Annotated in this window: 21 protein-coding genes, 2 tRNA genes and 1 other annotated feature; of the genes, 18 read left to right on the top strand and 5 right to left on the bottom strand. The window is 46.4% G+C overall.

What is annotated here, in order from left to right; genetic code table 11:
- Positions 1–86: a sequence feature (5S ribosomal RNA rRNA prediction is too short), on the top strand.
- A gap of 66 nt (positions 87–152) precedes the next feature.
- Both Xbed_RS04680 and Xbed_RS04675 read left to right on the top strand, forming a co-directional pair.
- Positions 153–229, top strand: a tRNA-Asp gene (locus tag Xbed_RS04680).
- An 8-nt stretch (positions 230–237) separates the two neighbouring features.
- A tRNA-Trp gene (locus Xbed_RS04675) sits at positions 238–313 on the top strand.
- 197 nt (positions 314–510) lie between these two features.
- Here the strand turns inward: Xbed_RS04675 and hdfR are convergent.
- Entirely contained in the window at positions 511–1,347 is an 837-nt protein-coding gene (gene hdfR / locus Xbed_RS04670) for an HTH-type transcriptional regulator HdfR (RefSeq protein WP_086111781.1), read from the bottom strand.
- 116 nt (positions 1,348–1,463) lie between these two features.
- Between hdfR and Xbed_RS04665 the strand changes: the two genes are divergently transcribed.
- Positions 1,464–1,802 (top strand): MaoP family protein, encoded by a 339-nt coding sequence (locus Xbed_RS04665; protein WP_086111780.1) that lies wholly within the window; start codon positions 1,464–1,466, stop codon positions 1,800–1,802.
- Positions 1,803–1,857: 55 nt separating this feature from the next.
- On the opposite strand, the gene Xbed_RS04660 is transcribed toward Xbed_RS04665, so the two are convergent.
- On the bottom strand, positions 1,858–3,384 hold the full coding sequence (locus Xbed_RS04660; protein WP_086111779.1) for a YifB family Mg chelatase-like AAA ATPase: 1,527 nt from the start codon (positions 3,382–3,384) through the stop codon (positions 1,858–1,860).
- 599 nt (positions 3,385–3,983) lie between these two features.
- Here Xbed_RS04660 and Xbed_RS19325 point away from each other — a divergent pair.
- From Xbed_RS19325 to ilvA, 6 genes are all read left to right on the top strand, one after another.
- Positions 3,984–4,079: an IlvGEDA operon leader peptide gene (locus tag Xbed_RS19325; RefSeq protein ID WP_139837451.1), complete on the top strand. Its 96-nt coding sequence runs from the start codon at positions 3,984–3,986 to the stop codon at positions 4,077–4,079.
- 144 nt (positions 4,080–4,223) lie between these two features.
- Complete coding sequence (ilvG, locus tag Xbed_RS04655) at positions 4,224–5,870, top strand: acetolactate synthase 2 catalytic subunit (protein ID WP_086111778.1); 1,647 nt, start codon at positions 4,224–4,226, stop codon at positions 5,868–5,870.
- A complete protein-coding gene (ilvM, locus tag Xbed_RS04650; RefSeq protein WP_086111777.1) occupies positions 5,867–6,127 on the top strand; it encodes an acetolactate synthase 2 small subunit in 261 nt (86 codons plus the stop codon). Before ilvG ends, ilvM begins: the two co-directional genes overlap by 4 nt.
- A 46-nt stretch (positions 6,128–6,173) precedes the next feature.
- Entirely contained in the window at positions 6,174–7,100 is a 927-nt protein-coding gene (locus Xbed_RS04645; RefSeq protein ID WP_086111776.1) for a branched-chain amino acid transaminase, read from the top strand.
- Positions 7,101–7,189: 89 nt separating this feature from the next.
- Positions 7,190–9,040 carry a dihydroxy-acid dehydratase gene (gene ilvD, locus Xbed_RS04640; protein WP_086111775.1) on the top strand — a complete coding sequence of 617 codons (1,851 nt, stop codon included), beginning with the start codon at positions 7,190–7,192 and terminating at the stop codon, positions 9,038–9,040.
- A gap of 2 nt (positions 9,041–9,042) precedes the next feature.
- Complete coding sequence (ilvA, locus tag Xbed_RS04635) at positions 9,043–10,590, top strand: threonine ammonia-lyase, biosynthetic (RefSeq protein WP_086111774.1); 1,548 nt, start codon at positions 9,043–9,045, stop codon at positions 10,588–10,590.
- A gap of 69 nt (positions 10,591–10,659) precedes the next feature.
- On the opposite strand, the gene ilvY is transcribed toward ilvA, so the two are convergent.
- Positions 10,660–11,541 (bottom strand): HTH-type transcriptional activator IlvY, encoded by an 882-nt coding sequence (gene ilvY / locus Xbed_RS04630; RefSeq protein ID WP_086111773.1) that lies wholly within the window; start codon positions 11,539–11,541, stop codon positions 10,660–10,662.
- A 156-nt stretch (positions 11,542–11,697) separates the two neighbouring features.
- Here ilvY and ilvC point away from each other — a divergent pair, with 156 nt between their 5' ends.
- On the top strand, positions 11,698–13,176 hold the full coding sequence (gene ilvC, locus Xbed_RS04625) for a ketol-acid reductoisomerase (RefSeq protein ID WP_086111772.1): 1,479 nt from the start codon (positions 11,698–11,700) through the stop codon (positions 13,174–13,176).
- Positions 13,177–13,441: 265 nt separating this feature from the next.
- On the top strand, positions 13,442–15,472 hold the full coding sequence (gene rep / locus Xbed_RS04620; RefSeq protein WP_086111771.1) for a DNA helicase Rep: 2,031 nt from the start codon (positions 13,442–13,444) through the stop codon (positions 15,470–15,472).
- A gap of 71 nt (positions 15,473–15,543) precedes the next feature.
- Here the strand turns inward: rep and gppA are convergent, their stop codons facing one another.
- Both gppA and rhlB read right to left on the bottom strand, forming a co-directional pair.
- Positions 15,544–17,052 (bottom strand): guanosine-5'-triphosphate,3'-diphosphate diphosphatase, encoded by a 1,509-nt coding sequence (gppA, locus tag Xbed_RS04615; protein ID WP_086111770.1) that lies wholly within the window; start codon positions 17,050–17,052, stop codon positions 15,544–15,546.
- Positions 17,053–17,095: 43 nt separating this feature from the next.
- Positions 17,096–18,382 carry an ATP-dependent RNA helicase RhlB gene (gene rhlB / locus Xbed_RS04610; protein WP_086111769.1) on the bottom strand — a complete coding sequence of 429 codons (1,287 nt, stop codon included), beginning with the start codon at positions 18,380–18,382 and terminating at the stop codon, positions 17,096–17,098.
- A gap of 120 nt (positions 18,383–18,502) precedes the next feature.
- Between rhlB and trxA the strand changes: the two genes are divergently transcribed.
- The 7 genes from trxA (at position 18,503) to rffG (ending at position 26,982) form a co-directional block, all read left to right on the top strand.
- A complete protein-coding gene (gene trxA, locus Xbed_RS04605; protein WP_086111768.1) occupies positions 18,503–18,829 on the top strand; it encodes a thioredoxin TrxA in 327 nt (108 codons plus the stop codon).
- Positions 18,830–19,499: 670 nt separating this feature from the next.
- Positions 19,500–20,759 carry a transcription termination factor Rho gene (gene rho, locus Xbed_RS04595; protein ID WP_086111767.1) on the top strand — a complete coding sequence of 420 codons (1,260 nt, stop codon included), beginning with the start codon at positions 19,500–19,502 and terminating at the stop codon, positions 20,757–20,759.
- A 404-nt stretch (positions 20,760–21,163) separates the two neighbouring features.
- Positions 21,164–22,252 (top strand): UDP-N-acetylglucosamine--undecaprenyl-phosphate N-acetylglucosaminephosphotransferase, encoded by a 1,089-nt coding sequence (gene wecA, locus Xbed_RS04590; RefSeq protein WP_086111766.1) that lies wholly within the window; start codon positions 21,164–21,166, stop codon positions 22,250–22,252.
- Positions 22,253–22,282: 30 nt separating this feature from the next.
- Positions 22,283–23,356 (top strand): ECA polysaccharide chain length modulation protein, encoded by a 1,074-nt coding sequence (wzzE, locus tag Xbed_RS04585; protein WP_086111765.1) that lies wholly within the window; start codon positions 22,283–22,285, stop codon positions 23,354–23,356.
- A 157-nt stretch (positions 23,357–23,513) separates the two neighbouring features.
- Positions 23,514–24,644, top strand: a complete 1,131-nt coding sequence (wecB, locus tag Xbed_RS04580; protein ID WP_086111764.1) for a non-hydrolyzing UDP-N-acetylglucosamine 2-epimerase — start codon at positions 23,514–23,516, stop codon at positions 24,642–24,644.
- Positions 24,641–25,903, top strand: coding sequence for a UDP-N-acetyl-D-mannosamine dehydrogenase (wecC, locus tag Xbed_RS04575; protein WP_086111763.1), 1,263 nt, complete (start codon positions 24,641–24,643; stop codon positions 25,901–25,903). The genes wecB and wecC overlap by 4 nt, the downstream gene beginning before the upstream one ends.
- Positions 25,900–26,982, top strand: a complete 1,083-nt coding sequence (rffG, locus tag Xbed_RS04570; protein ID WP_086111762.1) for a dTDP-glucose 4,6-dehydratase — start codon at positions 25,900–25,902, stop codon at positions 26,980–26,982. The genes wecC and rffG overlap by 4 nt, the downstream gene beginning before the upstream one ends.
- Positions 26,983–26,987 lie beyond the last annotated feature (5 nt).

The following is a 26,987-nucleotide window of genomic DNA, read 5'->3' as shown; positions in this document are numbered from 1 at the left end:
TGGTCCCACCTGACCCCATGCCGAACTCAGCAGTGAAACGCCGTAGCGCCGATGGTAGTGTGGGGTCTCCCCATGTGAGAGTAGGGAACTGCCAGACATGAAATTAAGCCCGGTTGCCGGCCCAAAAGGCAGCGGGGAAAAAGAAATTCGGTGGTGCGGTAGTTCAGTTGGTTAGAATACCGGCCTGTCACGCCGGGGGTCGCGGGTTCGAGTCCCGTCCGCACCGCCACCGTATTTAGGGGCGTAGTTCAATTGGTAGAGCACCGGTCTCCAAAACCGGGTGTTGGGAGTTCGAGTCTCTCCGCCCCTGCCAGTTAACAACTAAGTAATAATTGATATAGCTTTCAGATTAATAGCCCAGCTAAATTTAGCTGGGTTTTTTCTTTTTTATCATTTCTTCTTGTTATGCCAATCTATTGTTGTTCCAACCTATTTGTCGTCACTGTTTTTCTGTCTGGCGATACTATTCTTCTGCGTACTTATTGTCCCTATTTTTATGGTAAGTAGTCCTCAGACTGTGAGAAGTGCTTTTTCGACAGGAATTTTTAGTAACTGTTGGATAAACGCTTGTTGATCGTTATTTTGCAGCCATACAGCATATAATGGTCGTTCTATTAACTCATTATCCGGTGAAGCCACAAGTTTTGGGTATTCTTCTTGCCAGTGTATCGGGAGAAAGGTTGCCGCATTTACCCTGTCCAATAACTCTCTTGCAATATGCGCTGATGTGGTTGTAATGATAGGAGGGTGATCACGCTTTAAAATTTGTTGTTCTTGCTGATGGAAATCAGCTCCCCATTCCAACTTAATGTAGTTTTCCACGCCTTTTTCAAGATTATGTCGGGTCGTTAATAGAACGAGCTGGATATTTCCTATCAACTGACTTTGGAACTCATCCATTTTTGGTGGCTCCGTGGTAATTAAGAGATCTAATTCACGAGAATGTAATTGCTTGACCAATGATTGGCGCGTAGAGACTAGAGATTCGATCCTCGTTTCTTGATGGAGTTGATAAAACGTATTTAACCAGGATGTCAGGTAGCCTTCCCATAAGGATGCTGTCGCGCCGATGGAGAGTTTTGTATGCTGGGCAACGTAGTTGATCTCTTTCTTCGCCAATTGCCAAGTATTCATTAATGACTCTGCATAAGGTACAAGGCGCTCTCCAGCCGCTGTTAAGCGAATATTATTGCGATGCCGTGTGAATAAATTGGTACCCAACTGATTTTCTAGTTGGCGGATCCGAAAGCTAACAGCGGATTGTGTTAGATAAAGCGATTCAGCTGCCCGACCAAAGTGACGAGTCTTACTGACTTCCAAAAAGGTTTTCAGTAATTCAGTGTCCACATGCATCTCCAATAGTTTTTGTCGTTAAGATTTAAATATTTTGTTTTACAGAATGTCAAGCCTCCCTAATACTCCGCGCCATAATTAGTATGACATCAGAGTTAGGAGTGTGTCAGATGGCTGAAAGCTTCATCACGACTAATCGTTTTTTTGATAATAAAAATTATCCACGAGGATTTTCCCGTCATGGTGATTTCACCATCAAAGAGGCCCAATTGTTAGAACGCTATGGTTATGCGTTTAATGAATTGGATCTTGGTAAACGTGAACCTCAAACAGAAGTAGAAAAACTGTTTGTTGCAGTTTGCCGGGGTGAACGTGCACCTGCAACGACAGAGGAAAAAGTATGGACTAAGTATTTGGCAAAAATCAGCCGTCCAAAACGTTTTCATACTCTTTCTGGCGGAAAACCGCAGATAGATTCCACAGAGGACTATACCGATAATGATGATTAATACCAGCATTGATATTGATCATCTCTTAAGAGGGGCAATTTGCCCCTTTTCTAATTTACCCGGCCTGTTTTTGTAGTTGAATAAGTAATCTATCTATACATCGGTAGCTGAGGGCTTCCATAATATCCGGTTTTTCTATTCTTTTTTGTTCTTTTAAGTCTGCAATTGTACGGGAAACTTTGAGTATTCGGTGCCAGGCACGTATCGATAGCCCTAACTTCAATAAAGTATTTTCCAGAAAAACGGCATCTTCAATCTTAAGTTTGCAAATATTTTCAGTTTGTTTGCTATTGAGATGAGCATTGATATACCCCGATCGCTCTAATTGTATTTTTCTGGCGGTCTGTACCCGTTTCTTGATTTCATGGCTACTTTCCCCCTGTTTTACTGACGATTGGCTTAAAATACCTGGAGGAAGTAGAGGAACTTCAATGGAAAGATCAAAACGATCTAGAAAAGGGCCTGAAAGTTTAGAAAGGTAGCGTAATACTTGTTGTGGACTACTTCTGTTATGTAATCCCTGATGGTGACCTGTTGGGCTTGGGTTCATGGCTGCAATCAGTTGAACCCGCGCGGGAAAACAGACTTTAGCCCTTGCGCGGGATATCACTATCTCACCAGATTCTAGTGGCACACGTAGCGAATCAAGAACACTTCGATTGAATTCAGGTAATTCATCCAAAAATAATACGCCATTATGCGCCAGAGAAATTTCCCCAGGTTTAGGTATTGAACCTCCTCCAACGAGAGCAGCCATTGACGAACTGTGATGAGGTGCTCTAAATGGGCGTATATGCCATTTTTGGGGATTAACTGGATATCCGACTAAGCTATTGATTGCCGCCACCTCCAGCGCTTCCTGATGCGTCAATGGAGGCAATAAACTACATAACCGACTGGCAAGCATCGTTTTGCCGGTTCCAGGGGGGCCAAGTAGCAGAAGATTGTGACCGCCGGCTGCGGTAATCTCTAACGTTCGCTTGGCTTGTTCCTGCCCAATGATATCCTGTATATCCAATCCAGTTGATTCTGCTTGTAATTTAATGGGGGAAGGGGAGGATAAAGAATCTTTTTCTCCCTGTAAGAAATGACAGACTTGAAGTAAATGGTTTGCCATCAACGTTTCATTCTGGGACAAGATCGCCAGTTCAGCTTGATTCTCTGAGGAGAGAATTAGTTGCCTTCCAGCCCTTTTTGCACTCAAGGCGGCAGGAATAGCACCCATGACCCGTCTTATTTCACCGGAAAGTGCTAATTCCCCTAAAAATTCATAATTGTGCAGCTGATCTGTTGTTATTTGCTCTGATGCTGCCAAAATTGCAATAGCGATAGGTAAATCATATCTTCCTCCTTCCTTGGGTAAATCTGCTGGTGCTAAATTGACCGTTATCCTTTTGGGAGGATAAGTAAAACCGCTATTGAGCAGCGCGCTTCTGACACGATCTCTGGCTTCCTTAACGGTCGTTTCAGGCAAGCCAACGAGTGTTAAACCGGGTAAGCCATTACTGATATGTGCCTCTATCGTGACGATTGGGGAATCGATACCTATTGTTGCCCGAGTATGAATAACGGCGAGTGCCATGATGCTCTCCTTAGCAAGAAAGCTGCTATCATGAATCGATAAAAAATAATAAAAAGTCGCTTTTTGTTATTGTGCGAAGAGGCTCGTAAATATATTTATCATGATGGTGACCACGGGGATTATTTTTCATTCAAGATAAAATAATAACTAAATGTTATTTATAAATAATATAAAGAATGAGCGTTTTTCTGCTAAACAGTTTGAGAGTATGCGGATAGCATAGACATCCATTATCTCCCCACCTGAATTAATAATTTTTATTCATGCATTATTTGGTTGTTTTTTACTAACAATACTTACTATTAACCAGCAATATTAATTTTGGTTTTGTTGTGATGTCATGTTATTGGTAGCTAGATGATTAACTTGTTTTTTGGTATTTAATTTATTAATTATTTTATGAAACAGTCAGATAGCAATTTTTTCTGAATGAAAAAAGGAAAATATCAGTGAATCCATCTGTTGATGATCCTATCTAAATGAAAAATATAAATAAAATAATTTTGTTATAAAAAAATAAAAATAATTATTGTCAATAATCATAGAAAGTGATAACTCTTAAATATACGTCAAGCATACGAGTTAAAACGAACAATATTATGAACACATTTGTCCTAGTGATTAGCCTAATTATAGTGAGCGTGGTGGTGATTATCCCACCGTGCGGGGCTGCATTTGGACGAATGAGGGCTTAGACAGAAAAAATAGCCAGATTCCACAAAAACCCCCGCACCGAAAGGCGCGGGGGTTTTTTTTGGCACAGTTTTTGACATTTAGAAATGAGCATAACAAAACATCACAATAGCCAATTATAAGGTAAACATAACGGGGAGGCGGCAATGAACGGGGCACAATCGGTTGTAGAAGCATTACGAACGCAGGGAATTGAAATCGTTTTCGGTTACCCCGGCGGAGCCATCATGCCAGTTTATGATGCGCTGTATGACGGGGGAATTGAGCACGTGTTATGCCGTCATGAACAAGGGGCAGTCATGGCAGCAATCGGCTATGCAAGAGCAAGTGGCAAGCCCGGGGTTTGTATCGCAACATCGGGGCCGGGAGCAACAAACTTAATCACGGGATTGGCTGATGCCTTGTTGGATTCTGTTCCTGTTGTGGCGATTACGGGTCAGGTAAGTTCTGAACTTATAGGGACGGATGCCTTTCAGGAAATCGATATGTTGGGAATGTCCCTTTCCTGCACAAAGCACAGTTTTCTTGTGGATTCACTGGAAAAGCTCCCCCAAATCATGGCTGAGGCTTTCACGATTGCCATGAGTGGCCGCCCAGGCCCGGTTCTGGTTGATTTACCGAAAGATATTCAATTAGCTCAAGGTGATTTTGCTCCCTATTTGCTCCCAAGCTCCCCAACATATCCTCTCCCAAAACAAGAATTGGTGCAGGCGCGCCAACTGTTGGCCTCGTCTCGTAAGCCCGTTCTGTACGTGGGGGGAGGAGTTGGAATGTCTGGGGCCGTTCCTGAATTGCGCAGTTTTGTTGCAGAAACCGGAATACCTGTTGTTTCCACATTAAAAGGCTTGGGAGCTGCGGACTCAGAACATGAGTGTTATTTGGGCATGTTAGGGATGCACGGAACCAAAGCGGCCAATCTTGCTGTTCAGTCCTGTGATTTATTGATTGCCGTTGGTGCTCGTTTTGATGATCGCGTGACAGGAAAGCTGAATACTTTTGCACCTCATGCCCAAGTGATCCACTTAGATATTGATCCGGTTGAATTCAATAAATTACGTCAGACCCACATCTCATTATTGGGTGATTTAAAAACATTGTTGCCTCACTTACAGCAATCTTTATCAATCCAAAGCTGGCAGCACGAAGTCAAACAATTAAAAAATGAACACGCATGGCGTTACGACTATCAGGGCGAAAGCATTTATGCTCCTTTGCTGTTGAAACAGATTTCTGACCGTGCATCGTCGAGTACAGTGGTTACCACCGATGTTGGACAGCACCAAATGTGGTCTGCCCAGCACATGACATTCAGCCAGCCGGAGAATTTCATTACATCAAGTGGGTTGGGCACGATGGGATTTGGTATTCCAGCGGCGATTGGCGCTCAGATGGCACGCCCTGAAGATAGGGTTATCTGCATATCCGGTGACGGTTCTTTCATGATGAATGTTCAGGAGTTGGGAACCATCAAACGCAAGCAGTTGCCAGTCAAAATGGTTCTATTGGATAACCAGCGATTAGGGATGGTGCGTCAGTGGCAAGAACTGTTTTTTGAAAAACGCTATAGCGAAACGACCTTAACGGATAATCCAGATTTTCTTATGTTGGCACGGGCCTTTGGTATCCCGGGGCAACGAATCACCGATAAAGCGCAATTGGATGAGGCTTTGGACGCTTTATTCAACAGCGATGGGGCTTATTTATTACACGTATCCATTGAAGAACTAGAGAATGTCTGGCCATTGGTTCCACCAGGCGCAGGTAACGAAACCATGTGGGAGAAGTCATTATGATGCAGCATCAACTGGCTATTCAGGCGAAATTTTGTCCTGAGATTTTGGAGCGAATTCTGAGAGTCATTCGTCATCGTGGATTTCGGGTATGCGCATTGAATATGGATCATACAAGAGATAGTGATAATGTAAGCATTGAACTCACCGTGACCAGTCAGCGCCCGGTTAATTTACTTTTTTCTCAACTGATGAAATTAGTGGATGTTGCTGGTGTTGAGATCCAAGATAAAGAATCACAATTAATACGCGCCAATTAATACGCGCATCGTACGCGAATAGTGCGCAATTGAAGGAAAACTGAGAATGACAAAGCAAGCTGATTATATTTGGTTCAATGGAGAAATGGTGCCTTGGGCAGAGGCTAAAGTTCACGTTATGTCCCATGCCCTGCATTATGGTACTTCCGTATTTGAAGGGATTCGTTGCTATGATTCTCACAAAGGTCCCGTTGTTTTTCGTCATCGTGAACATATGCAGCGCTTACGTGACTCAGCCAAGATTTACCGTTTCCCAGTGAGTCAGAGTGTTGATGAGTTGATGGAAGCCTGCCGAGCAACATTGCGCAAAAATAAATTGGTCAGTGCTTACATTCGTCCATTGGTCTTTGTTGGTGATGTTGGTATGGGAGTCAATCCTCCCGCCGGTTATAAAACAGATGTCATTATTGCCGCTTTTCCATGGGGCGCTTATCTCGGTGAAGAAGCGTTGGAGCAGGGCATCGATGCGATGGTGTCTTCATGGAATCGTGTAGCCGCAAATACCATCCCAACGGGAGCAAAGGCCGGGGGCAATTATCTTTCTTCTCTGCTGGTGGGAAGTGAAGCAAGACGTCATGGTTATCAGGAAGGCATTGCTCTGGACGTTCACGGCTATATTTCAGAAGGTGCGGGCGAAAACCTATTTGAAGTAAAAGAGGGGATTCTGTTCACGCCGCCATTGACTTCATCTGCCCTGCCGGGAATTACCCGTGATGCCATCATCAAATTGGCGCAGGATCTGGGTTTGGAAGTCCGCGAGCAGGCACTGTCTCGTGAATCACTCTATTTGGCAGATGAAGTCTTCATGACAGGAACGGCGGCGGAAATCACGCCGGTGCGTAGCGTCGATGGCATTCAGGTCGGCATTGGCAAACGAGGCCCTATCACCAAAAAAATCCAAAACGCGTTTTTTGGTCTGTTTGACGGTACGACAGAAGACAAATGGGGCTGGCTGGACCCCATTAACCCTTAATTAAAAATATAAACCCCAACAGGCGGTCGTTCCCCGCCTGTTTTCATTGTTGAAGTTCATTAGATAAGAAGAACATGGGAGTGAAAGCAATGCCTAAATACCGTTCTGCTACAACAACACATGGCCGCAATATGGCGGGAGCCCGTGCTTTATGGCGGGCCACAGGTATGACTGATGCAGATTTTGGGAAGCCGATTATTGCGGTTGTTAACTCATTCACTCAGTTTGTGCCGGGGCATGTACATCTGCGCGATCTTGGCAAACTGGTGGCAGAACAGATTGAGGCATCAGGAGGGGTGGCGAAAGAGTTCAACACAATTGCTGTTGATGATGGTATCGCGATGGGGCATGGCGGCATGCTCTATTCACTGCCTTCGCGTGAATTAATTGCTGACTCGGTGGAATACATGGTTAATGCCCACTGCGCTGATGCCATGGTGTGTATTTCTAATTGTGACAAAATCACCCCGGGGATGCTTATGGCATCTCTGCGTCTGAATATTCCGGTCATTTTTGTTTCCGGCGGCCCAATGGAAGCGGGGAAAACCCGTTTATCAGATCAGATCATCAAACTGGATCTGGTTGACGCCATGATTCAGGGAGCCAATCCAAATGTCAGCGACGAACAAAGCGATCAAATCGAACGTTCAGCGTGCCCGACATGCGGCTCTTGCTCTGGCATGTTTACTGCGAACTCGATGAACTGTTTGACTGAAGCATTGGGGCTTTCACAACCGGGTAATGGTTCATTGCTTGCCACGCATGCCGATCGCAAGGATCTATTCATCAACGCAGGTAAGCGAATTGTTGAATTGACCAAACGTTACTATGAAGGAAATGATGACAGTGCTTTACCGCGTAATATTGCGACGAAAGCGGCATTTGAAAATGCCATGACACTGGACATTGCGATGGGGGGATCGACTAACACGGTTCTGCATTTGTTGGCTGCGGCACAGGAAGGTGAAATTGACTTTACTATGACAGACATTGATCGTTTGTCTCGTCAGGTGCCTCATTTGTGCAAGGTGGCTCCAAGTACCCAGAAATACCATATGGAAGATGTACACCGTGCTGGTGGCGTGATGGGGATTCTCGGCGAACTGGATCGTACAGGGCTTTTACACCGAAATGTGAAGAATGTTTTGGGATTGGACTTACCACAAACTTTGGCTCATTACGACATCATGCTGACCGGGGATGAAGGGATTAAGAGCATGTATGCCGCAGGGCCGGCAGGCATTCGTACCACTCAGGCTTTCTCACAAGATTGTCGTTGGCCATCGTTGGATACTGATCGTGAGAACGGGTGTATTCGTGAGCGCACCCACGCTTACAGTCAGGATGGCGGCTTGGCGGTTCTGTCTGGTAACGTTGCTGTGGATGGCTGTATCGTGAAAACGGCCGGGGTGGATGAAGGAAGTCTGTTTTTCCGTGGCCCAGCCAAGGTTTATGAGAGTCAGGAAGATGCGGTAGATGCCATTCTGGGCGGAAAAGTGTTGGCAGGTGATATAGTCGTCATTCGCTATGAAGGCCCGAAAGGGGGGCCGGGCATGCAAGAAATGCTCTATCCCACCACTTACTTGAAATCAATGGGGTTAGGCAAAAGCTGTGCATTGATCACTGATGGCCGTTTTTCTGGGGGCACATCGGGGTTATCCATTGGGCATGTTTCCCCGGAAGCGGCCAGTGGCGGTTTGATCGGGCTGATTTATGATGGAGATATCATTGAGATTGATATTCCAAACCGCAAAATCGAGTTGGATGTTGGCGAAAAAGAGCTTGCTGAACGCACGCAGGCTGAATTATCCCGCGGGGATAAAGCGTGGACACCTAAATCCCGGGAACGTCAGGTTTCTTTAGCATTGCGGGCCTATGCTTCGTTGGCGACCAGTGCTGACAAAGGGGCTGTGCGCGATAAAACCAAACTGGGGGGTTAATCGTGGCCGTCTATTCTCTTAACTCTGAACCCAAAGGGGCTGAATACCTCAAAGCCGCATTGAGTGCACCCGTTTATGATGTTGCTCAAGTGACCCCATTACAGGAAATGAAAAAGATCTCTGCTCGCTTAAATAATACGATTTTGATTAAACGAGAAGATCGCCAGTTGGTGCACAGTTTCAAATTGCGTGGTGCATACGCGATGATTGCGGGTCTGACGGAAGAACAGAAAACCAGAGGCGTGATTACAGCTTCGGCGGGCAACCATGCACAAGGTGTTGCGTTGTCGGCCAGTAAGGTTGGCGTAGAGGCCACGATTGTGATGCCAATCGCTACAGCGGATATCAAAGTTGATGCAGTACGCAGTTTTGGTGGGAAGGTGTTGTTATACGGCGCAAACTTCGATGAAGCAAAAGCAAAAGCGATCGAGATGGCCAAAGAGCACGGTTACACTTTTGTCCCCCCATTCGACCATCCTGCCGTGATTGCCGGTCAGGCAACATTGGCGATGGAACTGTTACAGCAGGATGTTCACCTTGACCGCATCTTTGTTCCGGTTGGTGGCGGGGGATTGATTGCAGGGGTCGCCGTTCTCATCAAGCAACTGGTACCCGAAATGAAAGTTATCGGCGTGGAAGCAGAGGATTCCGCCTGTCTGAAAGCCGCGCTGGAAGCCGGGCATCCGGTCGATTTACCCAGAGTGGGGCTGTTTGCGGAAGGCGTCGCAGTTAAACGTATTGGCGATGAAACATTCCGCTTATGCCAGCAATATGTTGATGATGTTATTACGGTAGACAGCGATGCCATTTGTGCCGCCGTGAAAGATATTTTTGAAGATGTCAGGGCGATTGCAGAGCCATCCGGTGCACTGGCATTGGCCGGATTGAAAAAATATGTCCAGCAGCACCAAATTCAGGGAGAACGGCTGGCGCATATTCTTTCCGGAGCCAACGTGAATTTTCATGGTTTGCGTTATGTTTCAGAGCGTTGTGAACTGGGGGAACAACGTGAGGCTTTGCTGGCGGTCACTATTCCTGAACAAAAGGGCAGTTTCCTGAATTTTTGCCAGATATTGGGAACCCGTGTTGTGACAGAGTTCAGCTACCGTTATTCGGATACCACAGACCCAAGCAGAGCCTGCATTTTTGTCGGTATCCGGTTGGGGCGTGGAAATGCGGAACGAATTGAAATCATTGAAGAACTAAAAGCATCTGGCTATCAGGTCGCTGATTTTACCGACGATGAAATAGCGAAACTCCACGTTCGCTACATGATCGGCGGCAGGCCATCCAAGCCATTGCAGGAACGATTGTTTAGTTTTGCCTTTCCTGAATCTCCGGGGGCTTTGCTGAAATTTTTGCAGACCTTGGGTACTCACTGGAATATTACCCTGTTTCATTACCGTAGCCACGGCACGGATTATGGGCGTGTACTGGCGGCTTTTGAACTCTCAGGTTCGGAAGTCTGCTTTGAACGCCATTTGAATGAGTTGGGTTATGAATATCATGACGAAACCGATAACTCTTCGTTTAAATTATTTTTGACTTAATCCACACATGGCAAAATAACCCATTCGTGGGTTATTTTGCTGATTCCATTTCAGATTATCATGATCAGGTTATAACAGATTCCAAAACGCCTTGACCAAAGGATCGTTTAAACGCTTACTCAGCGTACAAACACCTAATTCAAAGGGTTCTACCAGCGAAATATTTTCCAGCAGGGAGATTCGGTTACGTACCGCTTCCGAGCTATTTTCGACAACCACCGCAGGGATCAACGCAATCCCACAACCTAATGCCACCATGGAAACAATGGCCTCATGGCCGGAAACCGTCGCGTAAATGACCGGATGCAGGATCTTATGTCGGCGAAACCAAAGCTCAATGCGCTTACGGGAAGGGCCATGTTCAGGCAAGATAAAGGGAATGGCATTCCAGTCGGGCTGTTTCTGCGTCGCTTGGGTTCGCACGGCACAAGGGAGGGAGGGAGCAATCAAAACTAACGGCACTTCGCCTATTTTAGTAAAACTCACATTATCAGGCAGTTTCTCTGGTTTGCCTGCAATCCCTAAATCAGCAATGTCGGATTGAACTCTATCAACGGCATCAGCGGCATCCCCTGTTGTCAGCTTGATTTCCACCCAAGGATGCTCTGCCCTGAATTTATCCAAGACTTGTGGAAGATGGCTGTATGCCGCCGTCACGGAACAAAACAGACGCAACTCCCCGGTCAATGATGAACTTTGATGGTTTAATGAATGCTGTAGTTGCTTATATTGCAGCAGAGTCTGCTGGGCAAATTGCTTTAATTGTTCACCGGCGGAGGTCAGTTTTACCGTTCGGTTATCGCGTAGAAAAAGCGGGTGCCCCAATAATTCTTCAAGACGCTGGATTTGGCGTGAAAGCGTGGATGGGCTGACGTGCATCGCTTTGGCGGTACGTCCGAAGTGACAACTTTCTGCAAGGTGTAAAAACAGTTTTAAATCACGGAGATCCATCGTTTCGCGCCTTTTGTCTGGAGACTTTGGGATGAGAGAAAAGTCATTGCATAAATTGCAATATAGTCTTGTCAATATATCAATTTAAGCAATGGCGTTCATGTCATATATTGGCACTATGCAAACGACCTCACACCTAATGATATCGGAGTCACCATGGCTAATTATTTTGATACGTTGAACTTACGCCAGCAATTGGCGCAGTTGGGCAAATGCCGTTTTATGGCGCGGGAAGAATTTGCTGACGAGGCAGGGTATTTAAAAGGTAAGAAAGTGGTGATTATAGGCTGTGGTGCGCAAGGGTTAAACCAAGGTCTTAACATGCGCGATTCTGGTCTGGACATCTCTTATGCCCTGCGTAAAGCAGCGATTGATGAAAAACGAGCATCATGGCGCAAGGCCACGGAAAATGGTTTCAAGGTTGGCACGTATGAAGAACTCGTTCCACAAGCCGATCTGGTTATCAACCTGACACCAGACAAACAACATTCAGCGGTAGTTCAGGCAGTTCAGCCCTTGATGAAAGAAGGCGCCGCATTGGGCTATTCCCACGGTTTCAATATCGTCGAAGTGGGTGAACAGGTACGCAAAGATATCACGGTTGTGATGGTTGCCCCTAAGTGCCCCGGAACCGAAGTGCGCGAAGAATACAAACGTGGATTTGGTGTTCCGACCCTGATTGCCGTACATCCGGAAAATGATGCGAAAGGCGAGGGGATGGCGATTGCCAAAGCGTGGGCCGCCGCAACGGGTGGGCATCGCGCAGGGGTTCTGGAATCGTCTTTTGTGGCAGAAGTTAAATCTGACCTGATGGGTGAGCAGACCATTCTGTGTGGCATGTTACAGGCCGGTTCCCTGCTGTGTTATGACCAATTGGTGTCCGATGGCATTGAGCCGGGCTATGCAGGGAAATTAATTCAGTTTGGCTGGGAAACGATTACAGAAGCCTTGAAACAGGGCGGCATTACGTTGATGATGGATCGCCTTTCCAATCCCGCGAAACTGCGTGCTTATGCGCTGTCTGAGCAGTTGAAGACTATCCTGGCCCCGTTGTTCCAAAAACATATGGATGACATCATTTCTGGTCAATTCTCTTCTACAATGATGGCTGACTGGGCGAATGACGACAAAAATCTGCTGACTTGGCGCGAGGAAACGGGCCGAACCCCTTTCGAAAATTACCCGGACTATCATGGCAACATCAGTGAGCAGGAATACTTTGATCATGGCGTTTTGCTGATTGCAATGGTCAAGGCCGGAGTAGAACTGGCATTCGAAACCATGGTGGATACCGGCATTATTGAAGAATCCGCCTATTATGAATCCCTGCATGAACTGCCGTTGATTGCGAACACCATTGCCCGCAAGCGTCTGTATGAAATGAACGTGGTGATTTCTGATACCGCAGAATACGGTAACTACCTGTTCTCATATGTCGCGGTTCCACTGCTGAAAGAAAAATTCATGGCAACTCTGCAAGCCGGGGATTTAGGGAAGGCCATTGCAGAGCGTGGCATCGACAATGCGCAGTTGCGTGATGTAAATGAAGCGATCCATAACCATCCGATTGAAACTATCGGCCGTACCTTGCGCGGTTATATGACAGATATGAAACGCATTGCCGTTGGTGGATAATTGCCGCTGGCGGATAATATAATCTGTATCCTGCCCGGAATGACTGTATCGGGCAGGATGTTCTTTTTGTCTTTCAAGCAACAAATTGAAGTATGGCGGGTATATTTTAATTAAGAGAGGATCTCCATTGAAGGAGATAACGTCATTAAATTTTCAGTGAAAAATCATCAATTCAATTTGCTCTACTAATTAATCATCAAGTGATCTTCATTCTGTTACAATTCCACTCCCAGATCTTTCATCCTGATATAATTTTCTAAACAGTATGCGATTAAATCCAAGCCAACAACAAGCGATTGAATTTGTCACAGGACCTTGTCTGGTTCTGGCTGGTGCAGGTTCCGGCAAGACCCGGGTGATCACCCATAAAATAGCTCATCTTATCCGCGTCTGTGGTTATCAAGCCCGTCATATTGCCGCAGTGACTTTCACCAATAAGGCGGCACGTGAAATGAAAGAGCGTGTGGCGCAGACCCTGGGCCGCAAGGAGGCAAAAGGGTTGATGATCTCGACGTTCCATACCTTGGGTTTGGAGATCGTCAAGCGTGAATACAAGGCGCTGGGAATGAAAAGTAATTTCTCACTGTTTGATGATCAGGACCAGATGGCTTTGTTGAAAGATCTGACCGCAGACCTGCTGGAAGAAGATAAAGATCTGCTACAAAAACTCACTTCCTGCATTTCCAACTGGAAGAATGATTTGATGTCGCCAGAGCAGGTGATCAGGATGGCGCATTCGGCGCAGGAACACCAATTTGCAGAGTGTTATCGTCGTTATGATTTGCATCTGAGCAGTTGTAATGTACTTGATTTTGATGATCTGATCACCAAACCAACACGGCTGTTAATGCGTGATGAAGAAGTCAGGGAACGCTGGCAGCAAAAAATTCGTTACTTGCTGGTGGATGAATATCAGGATACCAACACGAGTCAGTATCAACTGGTGAAGCTGTTGGTTGGCCATCGTGCGCGTTTTACGGTGGTGGGTGATGATGACCAGTCCATTTATTCGTGGCGTGGCGCTCGTCCACAGAATTTGATCCTGCTGAAAGAGGACTTTCCGCAGTTAAATGTGATTAAGCTGGAACAAAACTACCGTTCTTCGGGACGGATATTGAAAGCCGCCAATATCCTGATTGCCAACAATCCCCACGTATTTGAGAAAAAACTTTTTTCAGAATTGAGTTATGGCACCCAACTCAGGGTGATAGAAGCAAACAACGAAGATCACGAAGCTGAGCGCGTGGTGGGTGAACTGCTTGCTCATCACTTTATTAATAAAACAGAATATAAAGATTACGCCATCCTTTATCGTGGTAATCACCAGTCCCGGATCTTCGAAAAGATGCTGATGCAAAACCGCATTCCTTACCGGATTTCGGGAGGAACATCATTCTTTTCCCGGCCTGAAATCAAGGATTTACTCTCTTATCTACGTGTCCTAACCAATCCTGAGGATGACAGTGCATTTCTGCGTATCGTCAATACACCACGGCGAGAAATTGGTGCGGTAACGATCCAAAAATTGGGGGAATGGGCAAATCAGCGTAACAAAAGTCTATATCAAGCCAGTTTTGACCTTGGCCTTGAGCAGCACCTGACTGGCCGTGGTCTGGCTGCATTACAGCGTTTCACCCATTGGATGGATGAAATAGCCCGTCAGGCAGAGCGTGAGCCATTGTTGGCAGTGAGAGACTTGCTTCGTGGCATGGATTACGAAAGTTGGTTGTATGAAACTTCACCCAGCCCAAAAGCGGCTGAAATGAGAATGAAGAACGTCAACCAACTCTTCACTTGGATGAGCGAAATGCTTGAAGGAGATGATTTGAATGATCCCATGTCTCTTTCTCAAGTGGTAGCCCGTTTTACGCTGCGAGATATGTTGGAGCGGGGAGAGGAAGATGAAAAATTGGATCAAGTTCAGCTTATGACATTACATGCTTCCAAGGGATTAGAGTTTCCTTATGTATTTTTGGTGGGCATGGAAGAAGGCCTGTTGCCGCACCAGAGCAGCATTGATGAAAACAATATAGAGGAAGAACGCCGTCTGGCTTATGTCGGCATTACGCGGGCGCAGCGGGAACTGTTTTTCACATTGTGCAAAGAGCGCCGTCAATATGGTGAACTTATTCGCCCTGAACCAAGCCGCTTCCTGCTGGAATTACCTCAAGATGATCTGGATTGGCCACAGGGTAAACGGGTGATCAGTGCGGAAGAGCGAATGAGACAGGGGCAGTCGCGCCTTGAGGATATTAAATCACGTTTGGGGCTTGGGCAGAAAAATGTGGGTAAGTAAGCCGCTCAATTGAGGAGAACCCTGTATTCATCATGAATACAGGGCAGATACCCGTTGTCTTTCAAATCGAATTAACCCAAGCGGGAATGATTCTGTTCCTCAAGGAACAGTGTCCATTGGACATAACTTTGCCATTTCATTTCCTGCTGCAATGCTTCGGCCCTGAGTGGGTGTTTCATCAGCCATTGGTAGGGCAGGGTAATGATGAGCGTTTCATTTTCCACGAGTAACCGTAAGGCAGGCAAGGTGTCATCCCGCCGACGGCTGGCGAAAATAATCGCGAGGCGCAATAAGCGACATAATCGTTGTGCCTGCAATGCTGGCAGCGCATTTTGCTGGCTGAGTGATGCTAAATCGACAGGACCACTTTGGTTTTTCAACAGGATGGCCAGTAAACGCTTTTGAGCAGGCGTGTAACCGGGCAGATCCAAATGGCTAATCAAATAAGCGGAGTGCGCGGCTCCCTGACGAAAATCAATGAACAAACCGATTTCATGGAGTAAACATGCCGTGCTTAATAATTCGCGGCAGCGTTCATTCAACGCCCATGGTTGAGCAATTTGCTGGCAAAAATGTTCGGCCAACTGCCTGACACGTTGTGCCTGTTCAATATCCAACTGAAAGCGGTGCTGTATATTACGCAGGGTTCTGGCGCGAATATCTTGTTCAATGGATAAATTCAGCATTCCATAAACCAACCCTTCACGCAGAGCACCGCCTGCCAGTGTCATACTTTCGATGTTCAATGCCTGGAAAATGGCAATTAAGATGGCCAATCCGCTAGGAAAAACCAAGGCCCGCTCGAGTGTCAGCCCATCAATTTCCAGTTCTTCCAGCTTGCCGCACTCAATCGCCTGATGCTTGAGTTGCTGAAGTTTAGGCAGGGTAATCAGCTCATCCATACCCTGAGCAATCATGATTTCCTGCAAGGCTTGTACTGTGCCGGAAGCCCCTACGCAAATGTGCCACCCCTGCTCAAGCAGTGCGGTGGTGACAGAACTGAGAATATCATGGGCAGCCGATTCCGCTGTGGCAAAGTTCTCTTCTGTCAGGCTGCGATCATTGAAATAGCGTTCCAGCCAGGTGACGCAGCCCATCTCCAGACTGAATAGCTGGCTGGCCGTGGCTCCGGTCCCCGCGACAAGTTCTGTGCTGGCGCCACCAATATCCACGACAAGCCGTTGTTCAGACCCACCGGTGGTGTGGGCAACACCTTGATAAATCAGGCGAGCTTCTTCTTGACCACTGATGACATTGACCGGGCTGTTCAATATTGCTGCCGCTTTCCCCACAAATACATCCGAATTTGCGGCAAGTCGTAAAGTTGCTGTAGCTACAACCCGGATCTGCGTGGCAGGAATATCCTGCAAGTATTCGGAAAAAAGGCGAAGGCACTGCCATCCCCGTTCCATTGCCTGTTGTGATAAATGGCTATTTTTATCCAATCCGGCGGCCAGCCTGACCTTGCGTTTGATGCGGGTGACCACTTGAATACTACCGGATATTTCACGGACAACCAGCATGTGAAAACTGTTTGAGCCTAAATCGATGGCGGCATAGAGCGAAGAAGAACTCAGCATAATATTTTATTCCGGCCTGTGTTATTTCAGCATCGTAATTTCATCATGGTGTTGGCCGTTTGCGGCTACGTGTTGGATTACCACGGCGCGGCATATTGGTACGACGCGGGTGACCTCCTGAACGGGTGCGGTTACGGCGCTTAGGTATCGGCAGATCTTCCAGCAACGCATCACTGTTATATTTGCTGACCGGTATCTGGTGCTGAATATATTCTTCAATGGCAGGTAGATTCAGCGCATATTCTTCACATGCCAGGCTGATGGAGTGACCACTCTCTCCGGCACGACCCGTCCGGCCAATACGATGGACATAATCTTCACAGTCATCGGGTAGGTCATAGTTAAATACATGCGTCACAGAGGGAATGTGTAGCCCACGAGCGGCAACATCAGTGGCGACCAGAATATCCAAATTGCCCACACTGAATTCTTCGAGGATCCGCAGGCGTTTTTTCTGCGCAACATCACCCGTCAGCAGACCGACCCGATGACCATCTGCCGCCAAATGAGCCCAGACATCTTCACAGCGGTGTTTGGTATTGGCGAAAATGATGCAGCGATCAGGCCACTCTTCTTCCAGCAGAGTCTGTAGCAGACGCATTTTTTCTTCATTGGAAGGATAGAACAGCTCTTCCTGAATGCGATGCCCCGTTTTTTGCAAGGGTTCCACTTCCACATATTCAGGATTATTCATTTGTTCGAAGGCCAGTTCACGCACTCGATAAGACAGGGTTGCGGAAAACAGCAAATTCATTCTTTCCGTCGCAGCCGGGATCCTACGGAACAACCAACGGATGTCTTTGATAAAGCCCAAATCATACATGCGATCGGCTTCATCAAGTACCACAACCTGAATGGCACCCAGATGAACATGCCCTTGTTTTGCATAATCAATCAAACGACCGGTTGTACCAATGATGATATCGACGCCAGATTCCAGCACTTTAAGTTGCTTATCATAGCCATCGCCACCGTAGGCAAGACCCATTTTCAATCCAGTGGCTTCTGCCAGTTCTTCTGCATCAGAATAAATCTGGACAGCCAGTTCACGGGTCGGAGCCATAATCAGCGCCCTTGGCTGATTGATTTTACGCTCCTTGGCGGCTGGATTAGCCAGTAAATAATTGAAAGTAGACGCCAGAAATGCCAGCGTCTTGCCTGTTCCGGTTTGTGCTTGCCCCGCAACATCTCGGCCTTCGACAGTAAAAGGCAATGTTAACGCCTGAATCGGCGTGCAGTTGGAGAACCCTTTTTTATCAAGGGCTTCTAGGACTTTGGGGTGCAATGCGAAGTCGGAAAACTTCTTTTCTGTCAAATGTGTTTTGCTCATAGTGTGGTAGAATATCAGTTAACTATTGCTTTAAGAAAGTGTATCCGCTGAAATAAAGACACCCTTATGTTGGTTAATGTACACTGACACTGTAAAAGATTTTACTTTTGGAGCAAAAAAATGAGTGCGAATATTACCCATCTGACTGATGCTGGTTTTGAAAACGATGTACTAAAAGCAGAAGGCCTAATCCTCGTTGATTTCTGGGCTGAATGGTGTGGTCCTTGCAAAATGATTGCCCCTATTCTGAATGAAATTTCTGCCGAATACGCAGGTAAGCTGACTGTCGCCAAGCTGAATGTTGATGACAACCCAAATACAGCACCAAAATACGGTATTCGCGGTATTCCTACACTGATTTTGTTTAAAAACGGTGAAGTGGCAGCGACAAAAGTGGGTGCATTGTCAAAAACTCAGTTGAAAGAGTTTTTGGAACAACACCTCTAATTTAGAGTCTGGTCACAGTAATTACGGGCGTTTAGCGTATAGAGTGATTTATCCCATTTGACCGCTAGACGTCCGTTGCGAAGCGTGGTAAGTTAGCGGTCACGTGCTCGTATGAGGCATTGCATGAGTGAATTCTTTATTCGACATCTTTATTCGATATAAAAGGTTTATTGATATAAAGATTTGACATTAAGCATGTTGCATACTAAACAATCTGTAGTGCCTGATAAATCTGTTATTTCTGGATCACCTGAAGTATCTGATAGCATATCGCATTTGATAAAGTTTCTGAGCCTATATATGAAGCATCCAATATATAGCTTGGCATGCTGATAGCGTCCTGATGCTGAACATCTTTAAGCTGGATGTTTTTATAGTTATAAGATGTTCTTATAGTTATAAACAGTACTCACACCGAGATAATGCTTACGCTGAGATAGCCCCTATATTGAAGTTAACCACGTTTTGTTATTATCTCAGTCGTGTTTTGACAGTTTGTCAGCCTTATTTTGAAATCAATCTGAGTACTTCAAGCTACTGCCTTGTAATATAATTTAATATGTTAGAAGGTTTTATTCGTTTCTGGTACAAATAAACAGGCACCGATAACGCTGCCATACCATTCACGTTCATAGTTCGAGATATACCCCGAGTTAAAGAACCCACCATTATGAATCTTACCGAATTAAAGAATACGCCGGTATCTGAGTTGATTACTCTCGGCGAAAATATGGGGCTGGAAAACCTGGCTCGTATGCGCAAGCAAGACATCATTTTCTCTATTCTCAAACAGCATGCGAAAAGCGGAGAGGATATTTTCGGAGATGGTGTGCTGGAGATATTACAGGATGGATTTGGTTTCCTCCGCTCCGCAGATAGTTCTTACCTTGCAGGCCCTGATGATATCTACGTTTCCCCTAGTCAAATCCGCCGTTTTAACCTCCGTACCGGTGACACCATTTCAGGGAAAATCCGCCCACCAAAAGAAGGTGAACGTTATTTTGCCCTGCTGAAAGTTAATGAAGTTAACTTTGACAAGCCTGAAAACGCCCGCAGTAAAATCCTGTTTGAAAACCTGACCCCACTCCATGCCAACAGCCGTCTGCGCATGGAACGTGGTAATGGTTCTACCGAGGATTTAACCGCGCGTGTGCTGGATCTGGCCGCACCGATTGGCCGTGGTCAGCGTGGTTTGATTGTGGCTCCACCAAAAGCAGGTAAAACCATGTTGCTGCAAAATATTGCAGCTAATATTGCCAACAACCACCCAGACTGCGTTCTGATGGTTCTGCTGATTGATGAGCGTCCAGAAGAAGTGACTGAAATGCAGCGTCTGGTCAAAGGTGAAGTGATTGCGTCAACCTTTGATGAACCCGCTTCCCGTCACGTCCAAGTGGCCGAAATGGTCATTGAAAAAGCGAAACGCCTGGTTGAGCACAAGAAAGACGTTATTATCCTGCTGGATTCCATCACCCGTCTGGCTCGTGCATATAACACCGTCGTTCCTGCTTCCGGTAAGGTATTGACAGGTGGTGTGGATGCGAATGCGCTGCATCGCCCAAAACGTTTCTTTGGGGCTGCCCGTAACGTTGAAGAAGGCGGTAGCCTGACCATCATCGCAACTGCGCTGGTTGATACCGGTTCCAAGATGGATGAGGTTATTTACGAAGAATTTAAAGGTACAGGTAACATGGAATTGCACCTGTCCCGTAAGATTGCTGAAAAACGTGTCTTCCCTGCCATCGATTACAACCGTTCTGGCACACGTAAAGAAGAGTTGCTCACGACACAGGATGAGCTACAGAAAATGTGGATCCTGCGTAAGATCATTCATCCGATGGGTGAAATCGATGCGATGGAATTCCTGATCAACAAACTGGCTATGACAAAAACAAACGAAGAATTCTTCGACTTTATGAAACGTTCATAGTTTTGATATATACCCAATGAATTTCAAGATGTTGCTGACAAATCTGCAACTTGAAAGACGACGGGTATCGTTCTGAATGAGTTCGAAAAGCAGTCATTACTTTAAAACGCCACGTTTTTGTGGCGTTTTTTTTATCTGTAGCTTACCCTATTCGCTTGAAATGGTACATTTTTTGCATGTTTTTCGAATGATTGGCAGCATATTTCATAAACAAACGATGACTCATTGTTTAGTAGATAATTATTGACCACGGTCTATAGCTTGTATGCTCCATTTGATAATTTTTATAAGACAGAATGCCTTGTTTTGTGAACAGGGAACTTATGGGTTTGGTGTCGAATTGGGCATTCATAAGTCAATGAATAATAGATGCCCCATCATTATTTTTACAGAGAGTTGTTATTGTGAATATTCCTAGCATGAGTGCCGAAATTTTTTGCGTATTTATATTCTCATTCGCATTTTTGTTTGTAGCTCGTAAGGCAGCAAAAAAAATTGGTTTGGTTGATAAGCCCAATTACCGTAAACGTCACCATGGCTTAGTTCCCTTGGTTGGTGGAATCTCAGTTTTTTTTGGTATTTGTTTTGCATTTGTTATTACAAAAGAATTTATTCTCCATAAATGGTTATACTTGTCTTGTGCAGGGATCTTGGTTTTTATTGGCGCATTAGATGACCGTTTTGATATCAGCGTGAAGATTAGGGCAACCATTCAGGCACTAGTGGGTATCAGCATGATGTACTTTGCCGGTCTTAAACTTGAGAGCTTGGGTAATACCTTCGGGCCATGGGAAATGACACTGGGTCCATTCAGTTATGTTGTGACACTATTCGCGGTCTGGGCCGCCATCAATGCTTTCAATATGGTGGATGGTATTGATGGTTTATTAGGCGGATTATCCTGCGTCTCGTTCGGGGCATTGGGGATTCTGCTGTATGAAAGTGGCAATACCGCACTGGCATTTTGGTGTTTTGCGTTTATCGCCGGGATCTTACCTTACATATTCCTCAATCTCGGATTGGTCGGGAAACGCTTCAAAGTCTTTATGGGGGATGCGGGAAGTACCCTCATCGGCTTTACCATTATCTGGCTACTGACTGCAACGACTCAAGGGGAAAGCCCTGCTATTCGTCCGGTGACAGCACTTTGGATCATTGCGATTCCATTGATGGACATGGTGGCCATTATGTACCGTCGATTGCGCAAGGGCATGAGTCCGTTTTCCCCAGATCGCCAACATATTCACCACTTAATCATGCGTGCTGGGTTTACTTCCCGTCAGGCATTCATCTTGATTACTCTGGCGGCGGTTTTATTGGCATCAATTGGAATTATTGGCGAACGGTTAAGTTTTGTGCCTGAATGGGTGATGTTGGCATTATTTTTGCTTGCTTTTATGCTATATGGCTATTGCATCAAACGAGCATGGCGGGTGGCCCGTTTTATCAAACGGTGTAAACGTCGTATGCGTCGGGCAACAAGTCATCATTAACACATTGACTTATCAAAGAGGTTTTGTGCAGTGATAAATTCAGAAACGCAATTTAAACAGGATCAACAGACTATAGAGCATGAACTGGATATTCGTGCACTGTGTCATGCTCTGTGGCGTGGAAAGATATGGATTATCGCACTGGCAATCATTTTCGCTGCCGTCGCTCTGGGTGCATCTTATCTGATGCAGCAAAAGTGGAGCGCAACCGCTACTGTGGATTTACCGACAACCAATAATCTGGGTAGCTATTATTCGCAACAACAATTTTTGCGCAATCTGGACACTCACATCAATGCCTCACCTGAGGCACAATTGCCGACCATTCCAGACGGGGCATACAAAGAATTCATGACACAGGTCGCAGCGTATGATACCCGTCGTGAATTTTGGCTTTCTTCTGATTATTACAAACAGCGCAGGGAAGGGCGTGCTAAAGCGGATGCCGTGTTGCTGGAAGAATTGATCAACAATATTAAGATCACACGGAGTGATGACAGAAAAACACTCAATGACAATATCAGGCTAACGGTAGAAACCGCCGTTGATGCGAACCAACTGTTACGTAAATATATTGCGTTTGCCAATCAACGGGCGAGCACCCACCTGAACAACGAAATTAAAGGGGCATGGGCGACACGAACCCAATCAATGAAAGCCTTGGTTAAACGTCAGGAGATGGTCGCCAAGGCAATGTACAATCGGGAATTGAATGTTTTGCAGCAATCACTGAAAGTGGCAGAGAAACAAGGCATTCACCGAAACCAAACGAATATTCCTATCGAAGAATTGCCGGAATCCAAAATGTTTATGTTGGGAATGCCATTATTGCAAGCCCAGATTGAAACATTGGAAGCTACGGGTCCCAATTACAGCATTGATTATGATCAAAACATGGCGATGCTGGCGACATTGAATGTCGGCCCCACTCTGCAAGACACCTTCCAGACTTATCGTTATCTCAGGACTCCTGAGGAACCTGTTAACCGAGCCAGCCCTCGCCGTACTTTCATGATGATCATGTGGGGTGCCATTGGTATGTTGGTTGGCGCAGGAGTCGCTTTGGTAAGGCGTTCACGCTGCCCCATCAGTTCATATAAATAACTTCATGTAAATAATTCATCGGTTTTTCAGGGTTAATGACTGTTCCCGGTAGCCTGCATTCTGTATGCACATTGCTCGGAAGCAGGGATGGAGATGGTGATTAACCCTCCGCTTTTGTGGAAGCATGCGCAATGATTGACAAAATAAGAGAGCCACTGTGAAAGTGTTGACTGTGTTTGGTACTCGACCGGAAGCCATCAAAATGGCACCGTTGGTACACGCATTGGCTAGGGATACGGCCTTTGACGCAAAAGTGTGTGTCACTGCCCAACATAGAGAGATGTTGGATCAGGTGTTGCACTTGTTTGGAATAACGCCGGATTTTGATCTCAATATCATGCAAAAAGGGCAGGATCTTACCGATATTACCTGCCGTATCCTGCAAGGCATCAAGCCTGTATTGGAAGAATTCAAGCCGGATGTGGTGTTGGTGCATGGTGATACGACGACGACGATGGCAACCAGCCTGGCCGCATTTTATCAGCATATCCCGGTGGGCCATGTTGAAGCGGGGTTGAGAACCGGAGATCTTTATTCTCCCTGGCCGGAGGAAGCCAATCGTAAGATTGCAGGGCACCTGGCGATGTACCATTTTGCACCGACGGAAAATTCCCGCAATAACCTCTTAAAAGAATCCATTGCAGAAAACCGTATTTTTGTTACAGGTAACACGGTGATTGACGCCCTGCTGTCGGTACGTGACCGTATCATGAATGACAAAACCATGTATGGTCAGCTTGCTGAGCTTTATCCCTTTATTGATCCCAATAAGAAAATGATTCTGGTGACGGGCCATCGTCGGGAGAGCTTTGGTCAGGGATTTGAGCGCATATGCGAAGCGCTGGCCCAGATTGCCAGAGCGCATCCCGATGTTCAGGTGGTTTACCCTGTTCATCTGAACCCCAATGTCAGTGAGCCGGTTAAGCGTATTCTGCATGATATTGATAACGTGATCCTTATCCAGCCTCAGGATTACCTGCCTTTCGTCTATTTGATGAATCATGCCTACATGATCTTGACGGATTCAGGGGGAATTCAGGAAGAAGCGCCTTCTCTGGGAAAACCGGTACTGGTCATGCGCAGTACCACGGAACGGCCAGAAGCGGTTGATGCGGGGACGGTGCGACTGGTGGGGACAGAAACACAAACTCTCGTTGCAGAAGTTACACGCCTATTGACGGATGACATCGCCTATCAACACATGAGCCACGCCCATAACCCTTACGGTGATGGTCAGGCTTGCCAGCGAATTCTTGACGCATTGAAGAAAAATCAGGTGACATTATGAGTTTTGAAACAATTTCTGTGATCGGCCTGGGTTATATCGGCCTACCTACCGCCGCCGCCTTTGCCTCGCGCAAAAAGACCGTCATCGGTGTGGATGTCAATCAACATGCGGTAGAAACGATTAACCGTGGCGCGATCCATATCGTTGAACCTGATTTAGAACAAGTGGTGAAAATCGCGGTTGAAGGCGGTTACCTGAGAGCCGTAACGGTTCCACAAACTGCGGACGCTTTCTTGATTGCTGTCCCTACGCCTTTCAAGGGAGAGCATGAGCCGGACATGGCTTATGTGCGTTCTGCGGCGGAATCAATTGCACCAGTCTTGAAGAAAGGCGATTTGATTATTCTGGAATCCACCTCGCCGGTGGGTGCCACAGAACAAATGGCACAGTGGTTGGCTGCGGCACGCCCTGATCTTTCATTCCCCCAACAGGCGGGTGAAAATTCGGATATTGATATTGCCTACTGTCCTGAACGTGTGTTGCCGGGTCAGGTTATGGTGGAATTGATCAAAAATGATCGCGTGGTGGGGGGAATGACGGCCAAATCATCCCGCCGGGCAAGTGAGCTGTACAACATTTTCCTTGAAGGCGAATGTGTTATCACGAATGCCAAAACGGCAGAAATGTGCAAATTAACAGAAAACAGTTTCCGTGATGTCAATATCGCGTTTGCCAACGAACTTTCCTTGATTTGTGCCGAACAGGACATCAACGTCTGGGAACTGATTCGTCTGGCAAATCGTCATCCGCGCGTAAATATCCTGCAACCGGGTCCGGGGGTGGGTGGGCACTGTATTGCCGTCGATCCGTGGTTTATCGTATCCCAAAATCCTGAACAAGCGCGTCTGATTCATACCGCGCGTTTGGTCAATGATAGCAAGCCGCTTTGGGTGGTTGATCAAGTAAAAGCTGCGGTGGCAGATTGTTTGACTGAAAGTGGTAAACGGGCGAATGAAATTAAAATTGCCTGTTTTGGGTTGGCGTTCAAACCGAACATTGATGATTTGCGCGAAAGCCCGGCTGTGCATATCACAGAAATGGTTGCGCAGTGGCATGCAGGGCAAACCGTGGCGGTTGAGCCGAATGTCCATGAACTGCCTCACGCATTGAAAGGTCTGGTTGAATTAATGGATGTGGAACCGGCATTGGCAGAAGCCGATGTTGTATTGATGCTGGTGGATCACAGCCAGTTTAAAGCCATTCATTGTGATGCAATAAAGCAAAAATGGGTTGTTGATACCAAAGGAGTTTGGCGTTGAAACGTATTCTTATCACCGGTGGTGCTGGTTTCATCGGCTCTGCGGTTGTTCGCCACATCATCAATCAGACGGAAGACCGTGTTGTCATCGTCGATAGCCTGACTTACGCCGGCAATCTTGAGTCATTGGCTCCGGTGGCTCATCACCCCCGCTATGCGTTCGAACAGGTTGATATCTGCCAGCGCGATGCCTTGGATCATGTATTCCAGCAATACCAACCGGACGCGGTTATGCATCTGGCGGCAGAAAGTCATGTTGATCGCTCCATTGATGGGCCGGCCGCTTTTATCGAAACCAACATCATAGGGACTTATACTTTGTTGGAAGCTGCCCGCGCATTTTGGCAGTCGCTGGATCAGAAAAAACAAGCGGAATTCCGCTTTCACCATATCTCAACCGATGAAGTTTATGGGGATTTGCAGGATGAAGAGGGTTTCTTCACGGAAACCACGCCTTACGCACCAAGCAGTCCTTACTCGGCATCAAAGGCTTCCAGCGACCATTTGGTCAGGGCATGGCGGCGTACTTATGGTTTACCGACCGTGATCACCAATTGTTCCAATAACTATGGGCCGTATCATTTCCCGGAAAAACTGATCCCCTTGGTGATCTTGAATGCGTTGGCGGGTAAGCCTCTGCCTGTTTATGGTCAAGGGGAGCAAATCCGTGACTGGCTGTATGTGGAAGATCACGCGCGGGCATTGTATTTGGTCGTCACCCAGGCCGAACCCGGTAAAACCTATAACATCGGTGGACATAACGAACGGAAAAATATCGAGGTTGTGGAAACGATTTGTGCCTTGCTGGAAGAATTTTCGCTCAACAACCTGTGCCCAAAACCGGCGGGAATAGCACATTATCGGGATTTGGTGACTTATGTGACGGATCGCCCCGGGCATGATAGGCGCTATGCGATTGATGCAGCGAAAATTGAGCGTGAGCTGGGCTGGCGTCCACAAGAAACCTTCGAATCCGGCATTCGCAAGACCGTGCAATGGTATTTGGAAAATGAAAACTGGTGGCGTAGGGTTCAGGATGGTTCTTATGCCGGTGAGCGTCTTGGGCTGGGAAATGAATAAGCCCA

It is taken from the genome of Xenorhabdus beddingii (genome assembly GCF_002127545.1).
GTDB lineage: Bacteria > Pseudomonadota > Gammaproteobacteria > Enterobacterales > Enterobacteriaceae > Xenorhabdus > Xenorhabdus beddingii.
Note: the sequence above shows the minus strand (reverse complement) of the source record. Positions and strands in the feature narration are given on the sequence as shown.